The sequence below is a fragment of the Streptomyces sp. NPDC048659 genome (genome assembly GCF_040650575.1).
Lineage (GTDB): Bacteria > Actinomycetota > Actinomycetes > Streptomycetales > Streptomycetaceae > Streptomyces.
The window spans coordinates 1-17636 of the sequence record NZ_JBEZHM010000021.1; the positions used below are offsets into that span (position 1 = coordinate 1).

A 17636-nucleotide genomic window follows, 5' to 3' on the forward strand; every position below is an offset into this window, starting at 1 on the left:
AAGCTAAGCCTTTCAGCGCCGATGGTACTGCAGGGGGGACCCTGTGGGAGAGTAGGACGCCGCCGAACAATCATTGTGGGAAAGCCCCGCACCTTCTGGTGCGGGGCTTTTCTGCGTTTAGGGTGGTCGTCATGGGCTATGACCTGATCATCTTCGACAACGACGGTGTGCTCGTGGACAGCGAGCCGATCTCCAACACGATCCTGGCCGGCTACCTCACCGAGCTCGGGCACCCCACCACGTACGAGGAATCGATCCGGGACTTCATGGGGTCGGCGATGCACCGGATCCACGAGCTCGTCGAGGAGCGGTCCGGGCGGCGGCTGCCCGCGGAGTTCGACCAGGTCTTCAACCGGAGGGTCTTCGACGGCTTCCAGCGGGAGCTGGAGCCCGTCGCCGGCGCCGCCGAGGTGCTGAAGGGGCTGGCCGAGGCGGGGGTGCCGTACTGCGTGGCGTCCTCCGGGAGCCACGAGCGGATCCGGATCGGGCACCGGAAGACCGGGCTCGACGTCTGGTTCCGCGACGGGATCGTGTTCAGCTCCGAGGACGTCGGCCGGGGCAAGCCCTCGCCCGACCTCTTCCTCCACGCCGCCGCCCGCATGGGCGTGCCCCCGGAGCGGTGCGCGGTCGTCGAGGACAGCGCGCTCGGCGTCCAGGCCGCCGTGGCCGCCGGGATGGACGTATACGGGTACACGGCGATGATGCCGCGGGAGCGGCTGGCCGGGGCCACGGGGTACTTCGGGGCGATGGACGAGCTGCCCGCCACATTGGGGATGTGATCCATCTACCGCTGAGTAGGTCCCGGCCCTACGCTGTGCCGCCATGACGGATGCGCGGTTGCGGCGTGGGCGGGGATCTCTGGCGGTCGGCTTCTTCGTGCAGGGGGTCACCTTCGCCCTGCTCGTGACCCGAATACCGGCGATCCAGGACCGGTACGGGATCTCCGACGGGCTGCTGCCCCTCTTCCTGGCGGCGGTGCCGGTGCTGGCCGGTGTGGCCAGTGTGCTCACGGAGAAGCTGGTGGCCCGGGTCGGGCCCGCCGTGGTGCTGCGCTGGGCGCAGCCGGTGGTGCTGCTGGCGCTGCTCGGCGTGGGGGCGGGTTCGCAGCTGTGGCAGGCGGCGGTGGCCCTCGGGGTGTTCGGGCTCGCGGTCGGCGCGCTGGACGCCTCCATGAACATGCTGGGGGTGAGCCTCCAGCGGGCGTACGGGCGGAGCATCATGCTCGGCTTCCACGCCACGTACAGCCTGGGCGGCATCGTGGGCGCCTCGCTGGCCTGGGTGGGGGCGCACTGGCACCTGTCGCTGTTCGTGTCCTATCTGCCGGTGGTGGCGGCTCTGTTGCCCGTGGTGCTGGTGGGGAGCCGGTGGTACGTGGCCGGGGAGCCGGGGCCGGCGGACGGAGAGCCGGAGGAGGGCGCGGCGGCCGGCGGGGGCGTGGTGTTCCGGATGCTGCTGCCGCTGTGCCTGGTGATGACCTTCGCGTACATCGGGGACTCGACGGTCTCCAACTGGTCGGCGAAGTACCTCCAGGACGTGCTCGGCTCCTCGGAGGAGCTGGCGACCGTGCCGTACAACGCGTACATGGTGACGACGCTGCTCGGGCGGGCCGTGGGGGACTTCGGGGTGCGGCGGTTCGGCGCGGTGCTGGTGGTGCGGTGCGGGGCGGTGCTGGCGGCGCTGGGGTTCGCGGTGGTGGCGGTGGCGCCGGGGCCGTGGGCGGGGATGGCCGGGTTCACGGTGCTGGGGCTCGGGCTGAGCGTGATCGTGCCGCAGACCTTCGCGGCGGCGGGGCGGATGTTCCCGGCGGCGAGCGACGCGGCGGTGGCGCGGCTGAACGTCTTCAACTACGTGGGATTCCTGGTCGGCTCGCCGCTGGTGGGCGCGCTGGGGGACGCGTGGAGCTATCGCGGGGCGATGCTGGTGCCGCTGGTGCTGGTCCTGGTGACGGTGGTGTACGCCACGTCGTTCGGCTCGGAGAAGGCCCGCTACGGTGGCTCGCATGAGCGGTCACGCACTGTTGATGTGGGATGAAGCTGTCACGGGCTACGACTTCGGTCCGGAGCACCCGATGGACCCGGTACGGCTGGCGCTGACCATGGGGCTGGTGCGGGCCTACGGGCTCGACCGGGCCGTGGAGGTGGTGGCGGCCAAGCCGGCGGGGGAGTCGACGCTGCGGCTGGTGCACCGGGAGGACTACGTCGCCGCGGTGCGGGCGGCGTCGGCGGATCCGCGGGCGGCCGACCAGGCGTACGGGCTGGGGACGGTGGACGATCCGGCGTTCGCGGGGATGCACGAGGCGTCGGCGCTGATCGCCGGGCAGTCGGTGGCGGCGGCGGAGGCGGTGTGGCGCGGGGACGCGGCGCACGCGGTGAACTTCGCGGGCGGGCTGCACCACGCGATGCCGGGGGCGGCGGCGGGCTTCTGCATCTACAACGACGCCTCGCTGGCGATCGCGCGGCTGCTGGAGCTGGGCGCCGAGCGGGTCGCGTACGTGGATGTGGACGTGCACCACGGGGACGGAGTGCAGGCGGCGTTCTGGGACGATCCGCGGGTCCTGACGATCTCGCTGCACGAGCACCCTCGGACGCTGTTCCCGCAGACCGGCTGGCCGGAGGAGACGGGCGCGCCGGGCGCGGGCGAGGGCGGGGCGGTGAACCTGGCGCTGCCGGCGGGGACGGCGGACGCGGGGTGGCTGCGGGCCTTCCACGCGGTGGTGCCGGAGCTGATCGCCGATTTCCGGCCGCAGGTGCTGGTGACGCAGCACGGGGCGGACACGCACTTCGAGGACCCGCTGGCGCACCTGGCGGTGTCGCTGGACGCGCAGCGGGCGGTGCAGGAGGCGTGTCACGCGCTGGCGCACGAGCATGTCGACGGGGGCAGGTGGGTGGCGCTCGGCGGGGGCGGGTACGCGGTCGTGGACGTGGTGCCGCGGTCGTGGACGCATCTGGTGGGGATCGCGGCGCACGCGCCGGTGGAGCCGGAGTCGGTGATCCCGTCCTCGTGGCGGGACGAGGCGTACGCGCGGACGCGGCAGTTGGCGCCGGCGCGGATGACGGACGGGCGGTGGCCGGTGGACTGGCGTGACTGGGCGGCGGGTTACGACCCGGCGGACCGGCTGGACCAGGCGGTGCTGGCGACCCGGCGGGCGGTGTTCCCGCTGCGGGGGCTGCTGGTCTGAGGCCGGGGCCGGTCGGGGGCCGGTCGGGGGCCGGTCGTGGCCGGTCGTGGCCCCGTGTCTGGACCCGTGTGTGGGTGTTACGCCAACTGTGCGGTGTGCGCGGGGTTTTCGCTCGGCGGCAGGAGCGTTCCGGCAGCATCGGGAGGGTGTTGAGTACCGGGGCGCTGCGGGCGCATCTGTTGGCGGCGGGGTTGGCGGGGACGGTGGCGACCCCGCGGGAGACGAGTCTGCGGAGCTATCGGCTGTTCGCGGCGGGGGATCCCCGGGTGACCCTGGGGATCGAGCCGGGGCGCGGCTGGGGCGAGGCGGAGCTGCTGCGGCTGATGGCGGAGCGGTGCGGGGTGTCGGGGGATCCGGCGCACCGGTCGGGGCCCGACGTGATCGATCCGGAGCGGACGCTGGGGGCGCTGGCGGCGTTCGCGGCGCGGCTCGGGGAGGCGGCGGGGCGGCGGGCTCCGGTGCTGTTCGGCACGGGGCATCCGCACCGACTGCTCGGTTTCTACGCCACGCTCGCAGACGCTTTGTCGGCGGCTGGCTGTCTTGTTCTCACCCCGGCGCAGGGGAGATGTGTCGACATAACGACCCGGTTCGGCGTACGTACGTACCTCGTGGACTACGTACGGGGGGTCGCGATGGTGCGAGAGCGGGAGCTGTCCGCCGCAGGGCGTGAGACCGGGGCGCACTCGCACTCGCCGCTGCCGGTTAGGGCGGTCCTGGAGGGTGCGGCCGAGGGCGGCTGGCCGCTGCCGGAGCTGGTGGTGGGGGACCACGGCTGGGTCTGCGGGGCAGGTCAGCTGGGTATCGAGGCCATCGGGCTTGCCGATACGGATGATCCCGCGCTGTTCGTCGGGGAGGCCGAGGGGCAGGTGTCCGTGGCCGTTCCGCTTGATGACGCGGTCCGCGCGGACTACTACCGTCCACTCACTCGCTATGTACTCAATCGAGCGTGTCTGTCACGGTAAACGGTCAGTGGCAGCTCCTCTTCCCCACTCGTACCACACGCCCCTAGTCTGGGCGTGAGCGCTCAGCGACGAAGAGTCACCGGAGGGGAAGCCGGTGCGCGTCGTGTGCGGAAGGTACAGGTGGGTCATGGCTGCTGGCGACAGGCCTCTCAACGAGGTGAAGTTTCTGACCGTGGCGGAGGTCGCCTCGGTGATGCGCGTCTCGAAGATGACCGTGTACCGCTTGGTGCACAGCGGTCATCTGCCGGCGATCCGGGTGGGCAGGTCCTTCCGGGTGCCGGAACAGGCGGTTCACGAGTACCTCAGGGAGTCCTTCGTGGGGGTGGCGACCGCGTAGCGAGCGCGTGTCCCGAGTCCGGTTTCGCCCTCGGATTACGAGCGGGTCGTTCGGGGCGGTAGGCTAGCCCCTCGTAGGTCGTGTGGGCCCAGACGCCCCGCACCGATCCCCGCTGGCGCGGGGATGTTCCGAGAAGTGAGCGAGGGTAGTCGTGGGCTCTGTTATCAAGAAGCGGCGTAAGCGGATGGCTAAGAAGAAGCACCGCAAGCTGCTCAAGCGCACCCGTGTTCAGCGTCGCAACAAGAAGTAGGCGACAGCTGTAAAGACGGCGTTTCGCGTCGGCGTGGCCCCCCACCGGTTCTCCGGTGGGGGGCCACGCTTTTATCGTGCCGAAATGTCGAGGCGCTACGGTGGCGGTCAGCGGAACACCGATGGAAGACCGACGGAAGGCGCTCCTCTTGGGCAAGGTCGTGCTCGTCACCGGTGCGGCCCGGCACCTCGGCGCCCGTTTCGTACGGCGCCTGCGGCGGGACCCCGAGGTCGGCCGGGTGATCGCCGTCGACGCGGTCGACTCCCCGCATCCGCTCGGCGGCGCGGACTTCGTCCGGGCGGACATCCGGCAGCCCGCGATCGCCAAGGTCCTGGCCGAGCACGACGTGGACACGGTGGTCCACATGGACGTCACCGGGACGCCCCTCGGCTCCGGCGGCCGGACGTCGGTCAAGGAGACCAACGTCATCGGCACCATGCAGCTGCTCGGCGCCTGCCAGAAGTCGCCGCGGATCAAGCGGCTGGTGGTGAAGTCCAGCACCAGCGTGTACGGGGCCGCGCCCCGCGATCCGGCGGTGTTCACCGAGACGACGCCGGCGAAGTCGCTGCCGAGCGGGGGCTTCGCGAAGGACGCGGTCGAGGTCGAGGGGTACGTACGGGGCTTCGCCCGGCGCCGCCCGGACGTCGCGGTGTGCGTGCTGCGCTTCGCGAACATCCTCGGGCCACGGGTGGACTCCCCGCTCGCCGAGTACCTGGACCTGCCGGTGCTGCCCACCGTCCTCGGCTACGACCCCCGGCTGCAGTTCGTCCACGAGGACGACGTGATGGACGTGCTGGAGATCGCCTCGCGCGAGCCGCGCCGGGCCACCCTGAACAGCGGCACGTTCAACGTGGCCGGGGACGGGGTGCTGCTGCTCTCCCAGTGCGCGCGGCGGCTGGGCCGGCCGACGGTGCCGGTGCTGCTGCCGGCGGTCACCTGGGTCGGGCAGGCGCTGCGCACGGTCGGGATCACCGACTTCTCGCCGGAGCAGATCCGGCTGCTCACCCATGGCCGGGTGGTCTCCACGGTCCAGATGCGCGAGACGCTCGGCTTCGACCCCCGGTATTCGACGGCGGGGGCCTTCGCGGACTTCGCGGCGGCCCGGGGGCCCGGCCTGCTGCCGCCGGAGCTGCTCGCGGGGGCCGTGGACCGGCTCGCCGGGCGGCTCGCCCCCGCCTCGACCTCCCAGCCCGCGGAATAGGAGCCAGATCCCGATGGCGGACGCCAAGGTCATCCCGTTCGACGACGACCGCTCGCGGGCCCGCCGCAGGCCCCCGGCCCGCGGCGGCGGCGAGGCGGCCGTACGGGCGCTGCCGGCGCAGCAGCCCCCCGCCGGGGCCCCGGAGACCCAGGTGGCCCCGGAGACGGCCCCTGAGCCGGTCCCGGCGGCGGGGCAGGGCGGCTGGGAGCGGCGGCTGGCGGGCGGGCTCGCGTTCCTGCGGCGGCGGGTGACGGGCGACTACGAGGTCGACGAGTTCGGCTACGACGAGGAGCTCACCGACCAGGTCCTGATGTCGCTGCTGCGCCCGGTGTACGAGAAGTACTTCCGGGTGGAGGTGAAGGGCGTCGAGAACATCCCGAAGGACGGCGGGGCCCTGGTGGTGGCCAACCACTCCGGGACGCTGCCGCTGGACGGCCTGATGATGCAGGTGGCGGTGCACGACCACCATCCGGCGGGCCGGCACCTGCGGCTGCTCGCGGCGGACCTGGTCTTCATGCTGCCGGTGGTGAACGAGCTGGCCCGCAAGGCGGGGCACACGCTGGCGTGCGCGGAGGACGCGGAGCGGCTGCTGCGGGCCGGGGAGATCGTCGGGGTGATGCCCGAGGGCTTCAAGGGGATAGGGAAGCCGTTCGCCGAGCGGTACAAGCTGCAGCGCTTCGGGCGGGGCGGTTTCGTGTCGACGGCGCTGCGGGCGGGCGTGCCGATCGTGCCGTGCTCGATCGTGGGCGCGGAGGAGATCTATCCGATGCTGGGGAACGCGAAGACCCTGGCGCGGGTGCTGGGCCTGCCGTACTTCCCGCTGACGCCGACCTTCCCGTGGCTGGGGCCGCTGGGGGCGCTGCCGCTGCCGACGAAGTGGACGATCCAGTTCGGCGAGCCGATCCCGACGGACTCGTATCCGCAGGAGGCGGCGGAGGACCCGATGCTGATGTTCAACCTGACCGACCAGGTCCGCGAACAGATCCAGCACACGCTGTACAAGCTGTTGGTGCAGCGGCGGTCGGTGTTCTTCTGAGTCCGCCGCCCGTACGGGGAAGGGGGCGCCGCCCGGCCTGGGCGGTGCCCCCTTCCCCGTACTCCGGGTGCTCCGGGGTTACTTCACGTCCTCGCTGTTGATGCCGAGGCCGGGGAGCAGGCCCGGGAGGATCGGCGGGATCGTGACGTCGGGGGTGGGTGGGGTCGGGTCGTCGGTCGGGAGGGTGTGCTGGCCGCCCTGGGGCGGGTTGAGCAGGCCGCCCGTGCTTCCGCCGAGGAGGCCCTCGTCCTGGGGCGCCCCGGTCCCGGTGCCGGAGCCCGAGGGGTGGGGCGTGCTGGTGTCGCCCGCGGTCGGGGGTGCGGCCGGGGTGGTGCGCGGGTGCTGCGGGTCGGTGGGCTTGGCGTGTCGCGGCGTGCTCGGGCCGCCGGAGCCGATCGCGCCGCGCTCGGGGGTACGCGGGAGGACGGACTGGAGCGGCTCGACCTCGTGGTCTATGGCGTCGAAGACGTCGTTCACCTGGTTGCCCACGTCGGTGAGCTGGACCGGGAGCCGGTCGCGGAGGCCGTCCCAGGTGGCGCGGTGGGACTGGGCGAAGGAGTTCAGCCGGGCCATGGGGCCGATCTCGCCGTCCCGCTCGTATGCCTGGCGGAGCAGCCGGTGCCCTTCGGAGGCGTCGTGCTCCATGCCGCTGAGCACGCGCCGGATCTCGCCCAGCGACTCGTGGTCGAGGGCGCCGGCGCGGTCCCGCTCCATGAGCCTGCGGGCCTCGCTCAGGCGCGTGGACGCCTGGTCGAGGTAGATCCCGCCGCGGTCGGCGTCGTCGTCGGCCATGCCCAGCTTCAGGTCCTCCATGCCGCGCTTCAGCCCGTACAGGGAGTCGCCGGGGAGGGCGTCGGAGCTGGCCGCGGCGACGCCGCTGAAGGCGCCCGCGGCCACGCCGACGGTGAGCCCGCCGGCGGCGAGTCCCTTGGTCCAACGGGATCGCGGGCGGAGCTTGCGGAGCGGGGAGGCCCGGTGGGCTCCCCGGCCGCCGGCCGTCCGCTGCTCGGGTACGACGGGTCCCGCGGCCGCGGTCCCCTCCGCGAACATCGCCTCCATGGCGGCGACGAGCTGGGCCCGCTGCACCACCTTGACCTCGGGGTCCAGCACGGGCTTGGGCAGTTCGCCGAGGCCGTTCGCCAGGGCCAGGAGCCGTCCCTGTTCGGCCGGCTCCGCGGTCGCTTCGGACGGCTCGGCCGCCGGGCCCTCGGGCGTCCGGTCGTCCAGGGCCTGGGCGAAGGCGTTCGCCCGCCGGTGCGCCGATACGTTCGCGATCACTGGCGGCACCTCCTCTCGTCATGACGGTCGACTCCCCGAGGGGTTCGGGAGGTTGCACGCCTTGAGCGCATCCACACGAAAGAGTGAGTGGAGACGGCCACGGCGTGACCACAGGGAGCCTGCATTTCGCACAACGAGCGGCGCGGCACTTGGGTTACGCGCGAAAGATGATCGGACCAGTGCGTCATCGAGGCGTCACCGACTGTGAGTTGGTCTCGGGTAGTGGGGATGTGGGGGGAGGGGGAGCGCCCTGGGGGCGCCGCGCGTGTGGGGGGGCGCGCGGCGCTCAGCGGGCGTCGTCCGGGAGGAGCCGGGCCAGGGTGCGGACGGCCCGGTACTGGAGGGTCTTGATCGCGCCCTCGTTCTTGCCCATGACCCGGGCGGTCTCGGCGACCGACAGGCCCTGGAGGAAGCGCAGGGTCACGCACTCCTGCTGCTGGGGGTTGAGGCGGCGGACGGCGTCGAGGAGGGCGGCGTTGGAGAGCGATTCGAGGACGGAGTCCTCGGGGCTGCGCTCCACCTCGTTGGCGTCGAGCATCTCGCCGGTGGTCACCTCCAGCCGGAAGCGGCTGGACTTGAAGTGGTCGGCGACGAGGTTGCGGGCGATCGTCACGAGCCAGGCGCCGAAGTCGCGGCCCTGCCAGGTGAAGGTGGAGATCCGGCGCAGGGCGCGCAGGAACGTCTCGCTGGTGAGGTCTTCCGCCGTCGCCTTGCCGCCGACGCGGTAGTAGATATAGCGGTAGACGGTGTCGCTGTACTGGTCGTAGAGCCGGCCGAAGGCGTCGGCCTCGCCGGCCTGGGCGCGTTCGACCAGGTCCATCATGCGGGCGCTGTCGCTGTCGGCGGTGGGCCGGCGGGCGGTGGTCGAGGTCCCCGCGCCGCTCCGGGTGCCGCGTCTGCCGACAGCGGCACCGCTCTCGGCCAGGGCGTAGCAGGGACCGACGGGTGCCGGTCCGGCGAAGGCGAATGCGGGTGCGAGGCCGGCGTACGCGGTGGGGACGAAGCCGCGCAAGTGGTCGAGGACCGTTGCGCGCAGCGTAGCCAGGCCCGAGGCGTCAACCCCGACGTGTGGGTACACGGGACTCCCAGAGGCAGAGCTTCCATCACGTGCAGTGCGGGACCGTTCACTCGTCGTGGCGACGTGTGGGGTCCCTTGTGCGTCTGAGGAGAATAACGCTTCGTACAGGCAGCGCTACACCCAGTTGCTCAAATCATCGATTCCGTCGTATCTGTTACTGCTTACAGGCGGAATGAGTCGCAATTTGTGACCGGTTGTTGATCGGATTACTTCCGAGTGTGACCGGGGGTGAGTTGGGTTGTGCTCAAGTACGGGACCTGTGAGTGATCGGGGCCGCTGCCGGGCAGGGGGCGGCGAATGAGCGGGGGCCGCGCGCGCGTGGGTGTTCGACCACGTACGGGTGAGCCGGGTTGGTCCCGGGTTGTCCCGGATGATCGCAGCCGAAACGTATCGGCAGGCGGCGCGACACGCCGGGGCGGCGGCTCCGGCCGCGGCTCAGCGGCGGCGGCGGTGGATCGCGAGCGCGGCGGCCGTGCCGCCCGCGAGGGCGCCGACACCCGCGGCGGCCGGGATGCCGACCTTGGCGGCCTTGCGGCCGGTCCGGTAGTCCCGCAGCCGCCAGTCGCGCTCCCGCGCGTGCCTGCGCAGCTTGGTGTCCGGGTTCACCGCGTAAGGGTGCCCGACCAGCGAGAGCATCGGGATGTCGTTGTGCGAGTCGCTGTACGCGGCGCAGCGGGCGAGGTCCAGGCCCTCGGCCGCGGCCAGCGCGCGGACCGCCTCGGCCTTGGCGGGGCCGTGCAGCAGCTCGCCGACCAGGCGCCCGGTGTAGACGCCGTCGACGGACTCGGCGACGGTGCCGAGCGCGCCGGTGAGGCCGAGCCGGCGGGCGATGATCGTGGCGGTCTCGACCGGGGCGGCGGTGACCAGCCAGACCTTCTGGCCCGCGTCCAGGTGCGCCTGGGCGAGCGCGCGGGTGCCGGGCCAGATGCGGTCGGCCATGTACTCGTCGTAGATCTCCTCGCCGATCGACATCAGCTCGGAGACGCGGTGGCCCTTGACGATGGACAGGGCGCTGTCGCGGGCCTCCTGCATGTGCTCGGGGTCCTCGACCCCGGCCAGCCGGAACCAGACCTGCGCCCAGGCGAAGCGGGCGAGTTCGCGGCGCTGGAAGAACTTGCGCTTGTACAGGCCGCGGCCGAAGTGGAAGATCGCGGCGCCCTGCATGACGGTGTTGTCGAGGTCGAAGAAGGCGGCGGCGCGGGTGTCGCCGGCGACGGGGAACTCGGGCTCGGCGGGCGCGGATTCGGCGGCGGCGGCCTCCCGCTGCTCCTCTTCTCTCTCGCGCTCCAGCTGCTGCGAGGTCTTGCGGGCCGCCTCGGCGGCGGCCTCGCCTGCCAGGACGCTGCGCGCGGTGGCGGAGCGCCTACGGGGGGTGAGCCATCCCAGTGCGGCCATGCCGTTGAGCATAGCCAGTCTGTTCGGTACTTCCCGACTTGTGGGGATGCCGTGGTGTGAACAGTGGGCGCCGTGCGTGTGACCCGGCCCGCGCGGGCCGCGCAGAATGGACGCCATGTTCGGACGAGCGAAGAAGAAGGCCGGTCCGCGCACGGTGACGCTGATCGGGAAGCCGGGATGCCATCTGTGCGACGACGCCAGGGCGGTCGTGGAGGCGGTCTGCGCCGAGACCGGGGCACTCTGGGAGGAGAAGGACATCAGTCAGGACGAGGAGCTCTACCGGGCGTATTGGGAGCAGATCCCCGTGGTCCTGGTCGACGGTGAGCAGCACACGTTCTGGCGGGTGGATGCCGGACGGCTCCGGCGCGAACTGGGTGCGTGACCGAAAGACGGCTACCATCATGGACGTTTTGTTGGGTTTCGGGGGCGGCGTCGTGAGGAGAGTGTGCGGTTTTGCCCCCTTCGGGTTCCCAACGCTCTGACGTCGTCCGTGGTTCCGTACCATCGCGAACCGGCCGCGTGACCCCGGTCACTTTGGCCAGACAAAACGGACACCATCTTTGTGCACGCGTTCACAAAGACATAGCCTGCATTCGACGGGGCGGTCCTGGGACACACGGCCGCCTGCAGCCCCGCTCATCCCGCAGGAGCACCGTGGCAACTGGCCGAACTCACCGACCGGCGACCCGTAGCCGAGGCATTCCCGAGGCCACCGTCGCCCGTCTTCCGTTGTATCTGCGTGCCCTCACGGCGCTGTCGGAGCGCTCCGTGCCCACGGTCTCCTCCGAAGAGCTCGCGGCCGCCGCCGGAGTCAACTCCGCGAAGCTGCGCAAGGACTTCAGCTACCTGGGCTCGTACGGCACCCGCGGTGTCGGCTACGACGTCGAGTACCTCGTCTACCAGATCTCCCGCGAGCTCGGGCTCACCCAGGACTGGCCCGTCGTCATCGTCGGCATCGGCAACCTCGGCGCCGCGCTCGCCGGCTACGGCGGCTTCGCCTCCCGTGGCTTCCGCGTCGCCGCGCTGATCGACGCCGACCCCGCCATGACCGGCAAGCCGGTCGCCGGGATCCCCGTCCAGCACACCGACGAGCTGGAGAAGATCGTCGCCGAGGACGGCGTCTCCATCGGCGTCATCGCGACCCCCGCCGGGGTCGCCCAGGTGGTCTGCGACCGGCTCGTCGCCGCCGGGGTCACCTCCATCCTGAACTTCGCCCCGACCGTCCTGTCCGTGCCCGACGGCGTCGACGTGCGCAAGGTGGACCTCTCCATCGAGCTGCAGATCCTCGCCTTCCACGAGCAGCGCAAGGCCGGCGAGGAGCCCGGCGCCGACACGGCCGAGGCCCCCGCCGCCGTGCCGTCGGCCGGCCGCGCCACCGGCGAGGGCGAGCGCAAGGGACCTGACGGGGACATGCCCGCCGTGATGCCGGCATGAGTCTCCTCGTCGTCGGCCTCAGCCACCGCAGCGCCCCCGTCAGCGTCCTGGAACGGGCCTCCCTCTCCAGCGACGCCCGCGCCAAGCTGCTCCACGACACCCTCGCCGCCGAACCGGCCGCCGAGGGCGCCGTGCTCGCCACCTGCAACCGCATCGAGCTCTACGCCGACGTGGACAAGTTCCACGCCGGGGTCGCCGAGCTGTCCACGCTGCTCGCCCAGCACAGCGGCGTCGGCCTCGAAGAGCTCACCCCCTACCTCTACGTGCACTACGAGGACCGGGCCGTCCACCACCTCTTCTCGGTGGCCTGCGGGCTCGACTCCATGGTCGTCGGCGAGGGCCAGATCCTCGGCCAGATCAAGGACGCCCTCGCCGTCGGCCAGGACCTGCACACCGCCGGCCGGCTCCTCAACGACCTGTTCCAGCAGGCGCTGCGGGTCGGCAAGCGCGCCCACAGCGAGACCGGCATCGACCGGGCCGGGCAGTCGCTCGTGACCTTCGGGCTCCAGCAGCTCGCCGACGGCACCGCCGCCGACGGCCGCGATGCCGCCGCCGACGTCGAGACCTGGGCCCGCGGCAAGCGCGCCCTCGTCATCGGCGCCGGATCGATGTCCTCGCTCGCCGCCGCCACCCTCGCGCGGGCCGGCGTCGCCGAGATCGTCATCGCCAACCGCACCGCCGCCCGCGCCGACCGGCTCGTCGAGATCCTCCACGAGCCCGGCGGAAGCGGCGCCGCCGCGCGCGCGGTCGAGATGGTTGCCGTCGGCGACGAACTGACACGTGCCGACATCGTCGTCTCCTGCACCGGCGCCACCGGCCTCGTCCTCACCGGCGACGAGATCGAGGCCGCGCTGCGCGACCGCACCGCGCCGCTGTACCTGCTCGACCTCGCGATGCCCCGCGACATCGACGCCGCCGCCCACCGGATGCCCGGTGTCCGCCTCGTCGACATCGAGTCCCTGGCCGAGGCCGCCGCCGACGCGCCCATGGCCGGCGACGTCGACCAGGTCCGCACCATCGTCTCCGACGAGGTCGCCGCCTTCGGCGCCGCCCAGCGCGCCGCCCACATCACGCCGACCGTGGTCGCCCTGCGCGCCATGGCCGCCGACGTGGTCGCCGGCGAGGTCGCCCGCCTGGAGGGCAGGCTCCCCGGCCTCGACGAGAAGCAGCGCGCCGAGATCACCCAGACCGTGCGCCGCGTGGTCGACAAGCTCCTGCACGCGCCGACCGTGCGCGTCAAGCAGCTCGCCAGCGAGCCCGGCGGCGCCGGGTACGCGGACGCACTGCGGACACTCTTCGACCTCGACCCGGAGACGGTTGCCTCTGTCAGCCGGGCCGACCTGAACGACGGCGACGTCAAGAACCGAGGGCGAGTATGACCGAGAGGGCACTGAGGCTCGGGACCAGGCGCAGCAAGCTCGCCATGGCCCAGTCCGGACACGTGGCCGACGCCGTACGGCAGGCGACCGGCCGCCCCGTCGAGCTCGTGGAGATCACGACGTACGGGGACACCTCCCGCGAGCACCTCGCGCAGATCGGCGGCACCGGCGTCTTCGTCGCCGCGCTCCGCGACGCGCTGCTCGCCGGCGAGGTCGACTTCGCCGTGCACTCCCTCAAGGACCTGCCGACCGCCCAGCACCCCGACCTGGTGCTGGCCGCGATCCCGCGCCGCGAGGACCCGCGCGACGTGCTCGTCGCCGGCCCCGGGGTCACGCTCGACCGGCTGCCCGCGGGCGCCCGCGTCGGCACCGGCTCGCCGCGCCGCATGGCCCAGCTCAACGCGTACGCGCGCAGCCACGGCCTGACCATCGAGACCGTACCGATCCGGGGCAACATCGACACCCGCGTCGGCTATGTACGCAGCGGAGAACTGGACGCGGTGGTACTCGCCGCGGCCGGACTCAACCGCATCGGCGGAACCGAGGAGCTCACCGGCTCCCTGTCGCTCGACCACCTGTCGGTCGACTCGGTCCTGCCCGCCCCCGGCCAGGGGGCCCTGGCCGTCGAGTGCCTGGCGTCCGACGCCGCTCTCGTCGCCGCGCTCGCCGAGCTCGACGACCCGCTCACCCGGGCCGCCGTGACCGCCGAGCGATCCCTGCTCGCCGCCCTGGAGGCCGGCTGTTCCGCACCCGTGGGTGCGCTCGCCGACCTGCTGGCCGACGACCCCGGTCACGGGCAGGTTGTCACCGAAATGCGCCTGCGCGGCGTCGTCGGCACCACCGACGGCTCGACGCTGGTGCAGCTGTCCACCACCGGTCCCGTACCCAGCTCGCACGACGAGGCGGTGGCACTCGGACGCGAACTCGCGGACGAGATGCTCGCCAAGGGTGCGGCCGGTCTTATGGGGGAGCGAGCACTTTGAACCCCACCAGCCCGACCACCAGCCCCGCGTCCGCCGCCGTCTTCGGCCACGGTCACGTCACCTTCCTCGGCGCAGGCCCGGGCGACCCCGGGCTCCTGACGCTCCGGGCCGTCGAGGCCCTGGCCGGCGCGGACGTACTGATCGCCGAGCCGGAGGTGCTCGAAGTCGTTCGCGGCCATGCCCGCGCAGGTGTGAGCACGCCTGAGCTGACGGTCATTGACGACGCGTCAACAACCGTCGGTGTCCCCGTGTTGAGGGATGCGACCAATCTTGTCATGGAGGCCGCACGGGGCGGCAAGCGGGTCGTGCGTGCGGTGACCGGCGACCCCGGCCTCGACGGAAACGCAGGTCAGGAGATGCTCGCCTGCGCCGCCGAGGGCATCGCCTTCGAGGTCGTCCCCGGCGTCGCCACCGCCGTCGGCGTCCCCGCCTACGCCGGCGTCCCGCTGCGCGACGCGCACGGCACCGACGTCCGCTTCGTCGACGCCCGCACCGCCGACGACCGCTGCTGGTCCGAGGTCGGCGCCTCCGACGGCACCGTCGTCGTCTCCGCGACCCTCGACTCGGTGGCCGCGGCGGCCGGTGAACTCGTGTCGGCGGGCCGTAAGCCCGACACCCCGCTCACCGTGACCATCGCGGGCACCACCACCCGCCAGCGCACCTGGACCGCCACCCTCGGCACCATCGCCCAGGTCTTCAAGCAGGGCAAGGTGCTCCCCTCCCCCGAGGGCCACCGCCCGGCGATAGCCGTGGTCGGCGAGCGGTGCGCCCCGGCGCAGCGCGACCAGCTCTCCTGGTTCGAGTCCAAGCCGCTCTTCGGCTGGCGGGTCCTCGTGCCGCGCACCAAGGAGCAGGCCGCCTCGCTCTCCGACCAGCTGCGTTCCTACGGCGCGGTGCCGCACGAGGTGCCCACCATCGCCGTCGAGCCGCCGCGCACCCCGCAGCAGATGGAGCGGGCCGTCAAGGGCCTGGTCACCGGACGCTACGAGTGGATCGCCTTCACCTCGGTCAACGCCGTCAAGGCCGTCCGGGAGAAGTTCGAGGAGTACGGGCTCGACGCCCGCGCCTTCGCCGGCATCAAGGTCGCCGCGGTCGGCGAGCAGACCGCCGCCGCCCTCGTCGACTTCGGCGTCAAGCCCGACCTGGTGCCCAGCGGCGAGCAGTCCGCCGCCGGCCTCCTGGAGGACTGGCCGCCGTACGACCCGGTCTTCGACCCGATCGACCGCGTCTTCCTGCCGCGCGCCGACATCGCGACCGAGACCCTCGTCGCCGGGCTCATCGAGCTCGGCTGGGAGGTCGACGACGTCACCGCCTACCGGACCGTACGGGCCTCGCCGCCGCCGGCCGACACCCGCGAGGCGATCAAGGGCGGCGGCTTCGACGCCGTGCTCTTCACCTCCTCGTCGACCGTGCGGAACCTCGTCGGCATCGCCGGCAAGCCGCACAACGTCACGGTCATCGCCTGCATCGGCCCCGCCACCGCCAAGACGGCGGAGGAGCACGGCCTGCGCGTCGACGTCCTGTCGCCCGAGCCGTCGGTCCACAAGCTGGCCGAGGCCCTCGCCGACTTCGGCCTCCGCCGCCGCGCCGCCGCCCTGGAGGCCGGCGACCCGGTGACCCGGCCCAGCGAGCGCAGGCCCGGGGCGCGACGCCGCCGGACCACGTGATGTGAGCCGCCCGAAAGGGGCGCGGACCCTCCCGGGACCCGCGCCCCTTTCGCGTACCGGCGGCGACATCTGCGGCGACACCGGCGGCAACACGGTGTCGGTAACCGCACCGGACGTGCGGGCGTAGCCTCGGGGGATGAACTCGTACGGATCCTTTCCCGGCGCGCGCCCGCGCCGGCTGCGGACGACTCCCGCCATGCGCCGCATGGTCGCCGAGACGAGGCTGCACCCTGCCGACCTGATCCTGCCCGCGTTCGTCCGCGAGGGCGTCACCGAGCCCGTGCCGATCGGCGCCATGCCCGGCGTCGTCCAGCACACCCGCGACACGCTCCGCAAGGCCGCCGTCGAGGCCGTCACCGCCGGGGTCTCGGGGATCATGCTCTTCGGCGTGCCCGAGGACACCAAGAAGGACGCCGCGGGCACCGCCGGCACCGACCCCGACGGCATCCTCCAGGTCGCCATCCGCGACGTGCGCGCCGAGGTCGGCGACGAGCTCGTGATCATGTCCGACCTGTGCCTGGACGAGTACACCGACCACGGCCACTGCGGCGTCCTCGACACCGACGGGCGCGTCGACAACGACGCCACCCTGGAGCGGTACGCCGAGATGGCCCAGGTCCAGGCCGACGCCGGCGTCCACGTCGTCGGCCCCTCCGGCATGATGGACGGCCAGGTCGGCGTGATCCGCGACGCCCTCGACACCATCGGCAAGGAGGACGTGTCGATCCTGGCGTACACCGCCAAGTACTCCTCCGCCTTCTACGGCCCCTTCCGCGAGGCCGTCGGCTCCTCCCTCCAGGGCGACCGCAAGACCTACCAGCAGGATCCCGCCAACCTGCGCGAGTCGATGCGCGAGCTCGCCCTCGACCTGGCGGAGGGCGCGGACATGGTCATGGTCAAGCCCGCCGGGCCCTGCCTGGACGTCCTCGCCAAGGTCGCCGAGTCCGTGGACGTGCCCGTCGCCGCCTACCAGATCAGCGGCGAGTACGCGATGGTCGAGGCCGCGGCCGAGAAGGGCTGGATCGACCGCGACAAGGCCATCCTGGAGACCCTGACGGGCATCCGCCGGGCCGGCGCCCAGATGATCCTCACGTACTGGGCGACGGAGGTCGCGCGGAAGCTGGGGGCGGCGCACTCTGGATAGGTAGCCGACCGGTACCCCCGCGGAGGTGGTCCTCATGATGAACACGCTCGTCGGATGGCACGTCGAGATGGAGTTCCGGGAGGAGGGCGACCGGACGCGGGCGGCGGCCATGGTGCGGCTCGGTGACGGCACCGAGTTCCGCGCCCACGGCAACGCCAGCCGCCATCCCTCCGACCCGGATCAGCTGCGGGTCGGGGAGGAGATCGCGGGGGCCCGCGCGCTCATGGACCTCGCCTCGCAGCTGCTGCAGAAGGCCCACGCCGAGATCGACGACGCCTCCGGGCGCAGCTCCTATCCGATCAACCGCTGAGGAC

Annotated in this window: 18 protein-coding genes; 15 read left to right on the forward strand and 3 right to left on the reverse strand. The window is 72.4% G+C overall.

Annotated features, from left to right (window positions below; genetic code table 11):
• The first annotated feature begins 131 nt into the window (after positions 1–131).
• From AB0C99_RS18005 to AB0C99_RS18040, 8 genes are all read left to right on the forward strand, one after another.
• A complete protein-coding gene (locus AB0C99_RS18005) occupies positions 132–779 on the forward strand; it encodes an HAD family hydrolase (RefSeq protein WP_362475912.1) in 648 nt (215 codons plus the stop codon).
• 43 nt (positions 780–822) lie between these two features.
• Positions 823–2031 carry an MFS transporter gene (locus AB0C99_RS18010; protein ID WP_362475914.1) on the forward strand — a complete coding sequence of 403 codons (1209 nt, stop codon included), beginning with the start codon at positions 823–825 and terminating at the stop codon, positions 2029–2031.
• Positions 2000–3178, forward strand: coding sequence for an acetoin utilization protein AcuC (locus AB0C99_RS18015; RefSeq protein WP_362475916.1), 1179 nt, complete (start codon positions 2000–2002; stop codon positions 3176–3178). The genes AB0C99_RS18010 and AB0C99_RS18015 overlap by 32 nt, the downstream gene beginning before the upstream one ends.
• A 146-nt stretch (positions 3179–3324) precedes the next feature.
• Positions 3325–4140 carry a phosphatase gene (locus AB0C99_RS18020; RefSeq protein WP_362475918.1) on the forward strand — a complete coding sequence of 272 codons (816 nt, stop codon included), beginning with the start codon at positions 3325–3327 and terminating at the stop codon, positions 4138–4140.
• A 127-nt stretch (positions 4141–4267) separates the two neighbouring features.
• Positions 4268–4477, forward strand: coding sequence for a helix-turn-helix domain-containing protein (locus AB0C99_RS18025; protein ID WP_046910004.1), 210 nt, complete (start codon positions 4268–4270; stop codon positions 4475–4477).
• A 151-nt stretch (positions 4478–4628) separates the two neighbouring features.
• Positions 4629–4727: an AURKAIP1/COX24 domain-containing protein gene (locus AB0C99_RS18030; RefSeq protein ID WP_003948845.1), complete on the forward strand. Its 99-nt coding sequence runs from the start codon at positions 4629–4631 to the stop codon at positions 4725–4727.
• Positions 4728–4875: 148 nt separating this feature from the next.
• Complete coding sequence (locus AB0C99_RS18035; RefSeq protein WP_362476098.1) at positions 4876–5928, forward strand: NAD-dependent epimerase/dehydratase family protein; 1053 nt, start codon at positions 4876–4878, stop codon at positions 5926–5928.
• Positions 5929–5941: 13 nt separating this feature from the next.
• Positions 5942–6964 (forward strand): lysophospholipid acyltransferase family protein, encoded by a 1023-nt coding sequence (locus AB0C99_RS18040; protein WP_362475920.1) that lies wholly within the window; start codon positions 5942–5944, stop codon positions 6962–6964.
• Positions 6965–7042: 78 nt separating this feature from the next.
• On the opposite strand, the gene AB0C99_RS18045 is transcribed toward AB0C99_RS18040, so the two are convergent.
• From AB0C99_RS18045 to AB0C99_RS18055, 3 genes are all read right to left on the reverse strand, one after another.
• Positions 7043–8242: a DUF5667 domain-containing protein gene (locus AB0C99_RS18045; RefSeq protein WP_362475922.1), complete on the reverse strand. Its 1200-nt coding sequence runs from the start codon at positions 8240–8242 to the stop codon at positions 7043–7045.
• Between the two features lie 286 nt (positions 8243–8528).
• Positions 8529–9320 (reverse strand): ECF subfamily RNA polymerase sigma factor, BldN family, encoded by a 792-nt coding sequence (locus AB0C99_RS18050; RefSeq protein ID WP_362475924.1) that lies wholly within the window; start codon positions 9318–9320, stop codon positions 8529–8531.
• 435 nt (positions 9321–9755) lie between these two features.
• Positions 9756–10715, reverse strand: coding sequence for an HAD-IB family hydrolase (locus AB0C99_RS18055; protein ID WP_362475926.1), 960 nt, complete (start codon positions 10713–10715; stop codon positions 9756–9758).
• A gap of 106 nt (positions 10716–10821) precedes the next feature.
• Between AB0C99_RS18055 and AB0C99_RS18060 the strand changes: the two genes are divergently transcribed.
• From AB0C99_RS18060 to AB0C99_RS18090, 7 genes are all read left to right on the forward strand, one after another.
• A complete protein-coding gene (locus AB0C99_RS18060; protein WP_362475928.1) occupies positions 10822–11097 on the forward strand; it encodes a glutaredoxin family protein in 276 nt (91 codons plus the stop codon).
• A 272-nt stretch (positions 11098–11369) separates the two neighbouring features.
• Positions 11370–12149, forward strand: a complete 780-nt coding sequence (locus AB0C99_RS18065; protein WP_362475930.1) for a redox-sensing transcriptional repressor Rex — start codon at positions 11370–11372, stop codon at positions 12147–12149.
• A complete protein-coding gene (locus tag AB0C99_RS18070; RefSeq protein ID WP_362475932.1) occupies positions 12146–13528 on the forward strand; it encodes a glutamyl-tRNA reductase in 1383 nt (460 codons plus the stop codon). Before AB0C99_RS18065 ends, AB0C99_RS18070 begins: the two co-directional genes overlap by 4 nt.
• Positions 13525–14511: a hydroxymethylbilane synthase gene (gene hemC / locus AB0C99_RS18075; protein ID WP_362475934.1), complete on the forward strand. Its 987-nt coding sequence runs from the start codon at positions 13525–13527 to the stop codon at positions 14509–14511. Before AB0C99_RS18070 ends, hemC begins: the two co-directional genes overlap by 4 nt.
• The gene (locus AB0C99_RS18080; RefSeq protein ID WP_362475936.1) at positions 14508–16178 is read left to right on the forward strand and encodes a bifunctional uroporphyrinogen-III C-methyltransferase/uroporphyrinogen-III synthase; all 1671 of its coding nucleotides are present in this window, start codon (positions 14508–14510) and stop codon (positions 16176–16178) included. The genes hemC and AB0C99_RS18080 overlap by 4 nt, the downstream gene beginning before the upstream one ends.
• 136 nt (positions 16179–16314) lie before the next feature.
• A complete protein-coding gene (gene hemB, locus AB0C99_RS18085; protein ID WP_362475938.1) occupies positions 16315–17322 on the forward strand; it encodes a porphobilinogen synthase in 1008 nt (335 codons plus the stop codon).
• Between the two features lie 37 nt (positions 17323–17359).
• Positions 17360–17632, forward strand: a complete 273-nt coding sequence (locus AB0C99_RS18090; RefSeq protein ID WP_362476100.1) for a DUF1876 domain-containing protein — start codon at positions 17360–17362, stop codon at positions 17630–17632.
• Positions 17633–17636: the final 4 nt, after the last annotated feature.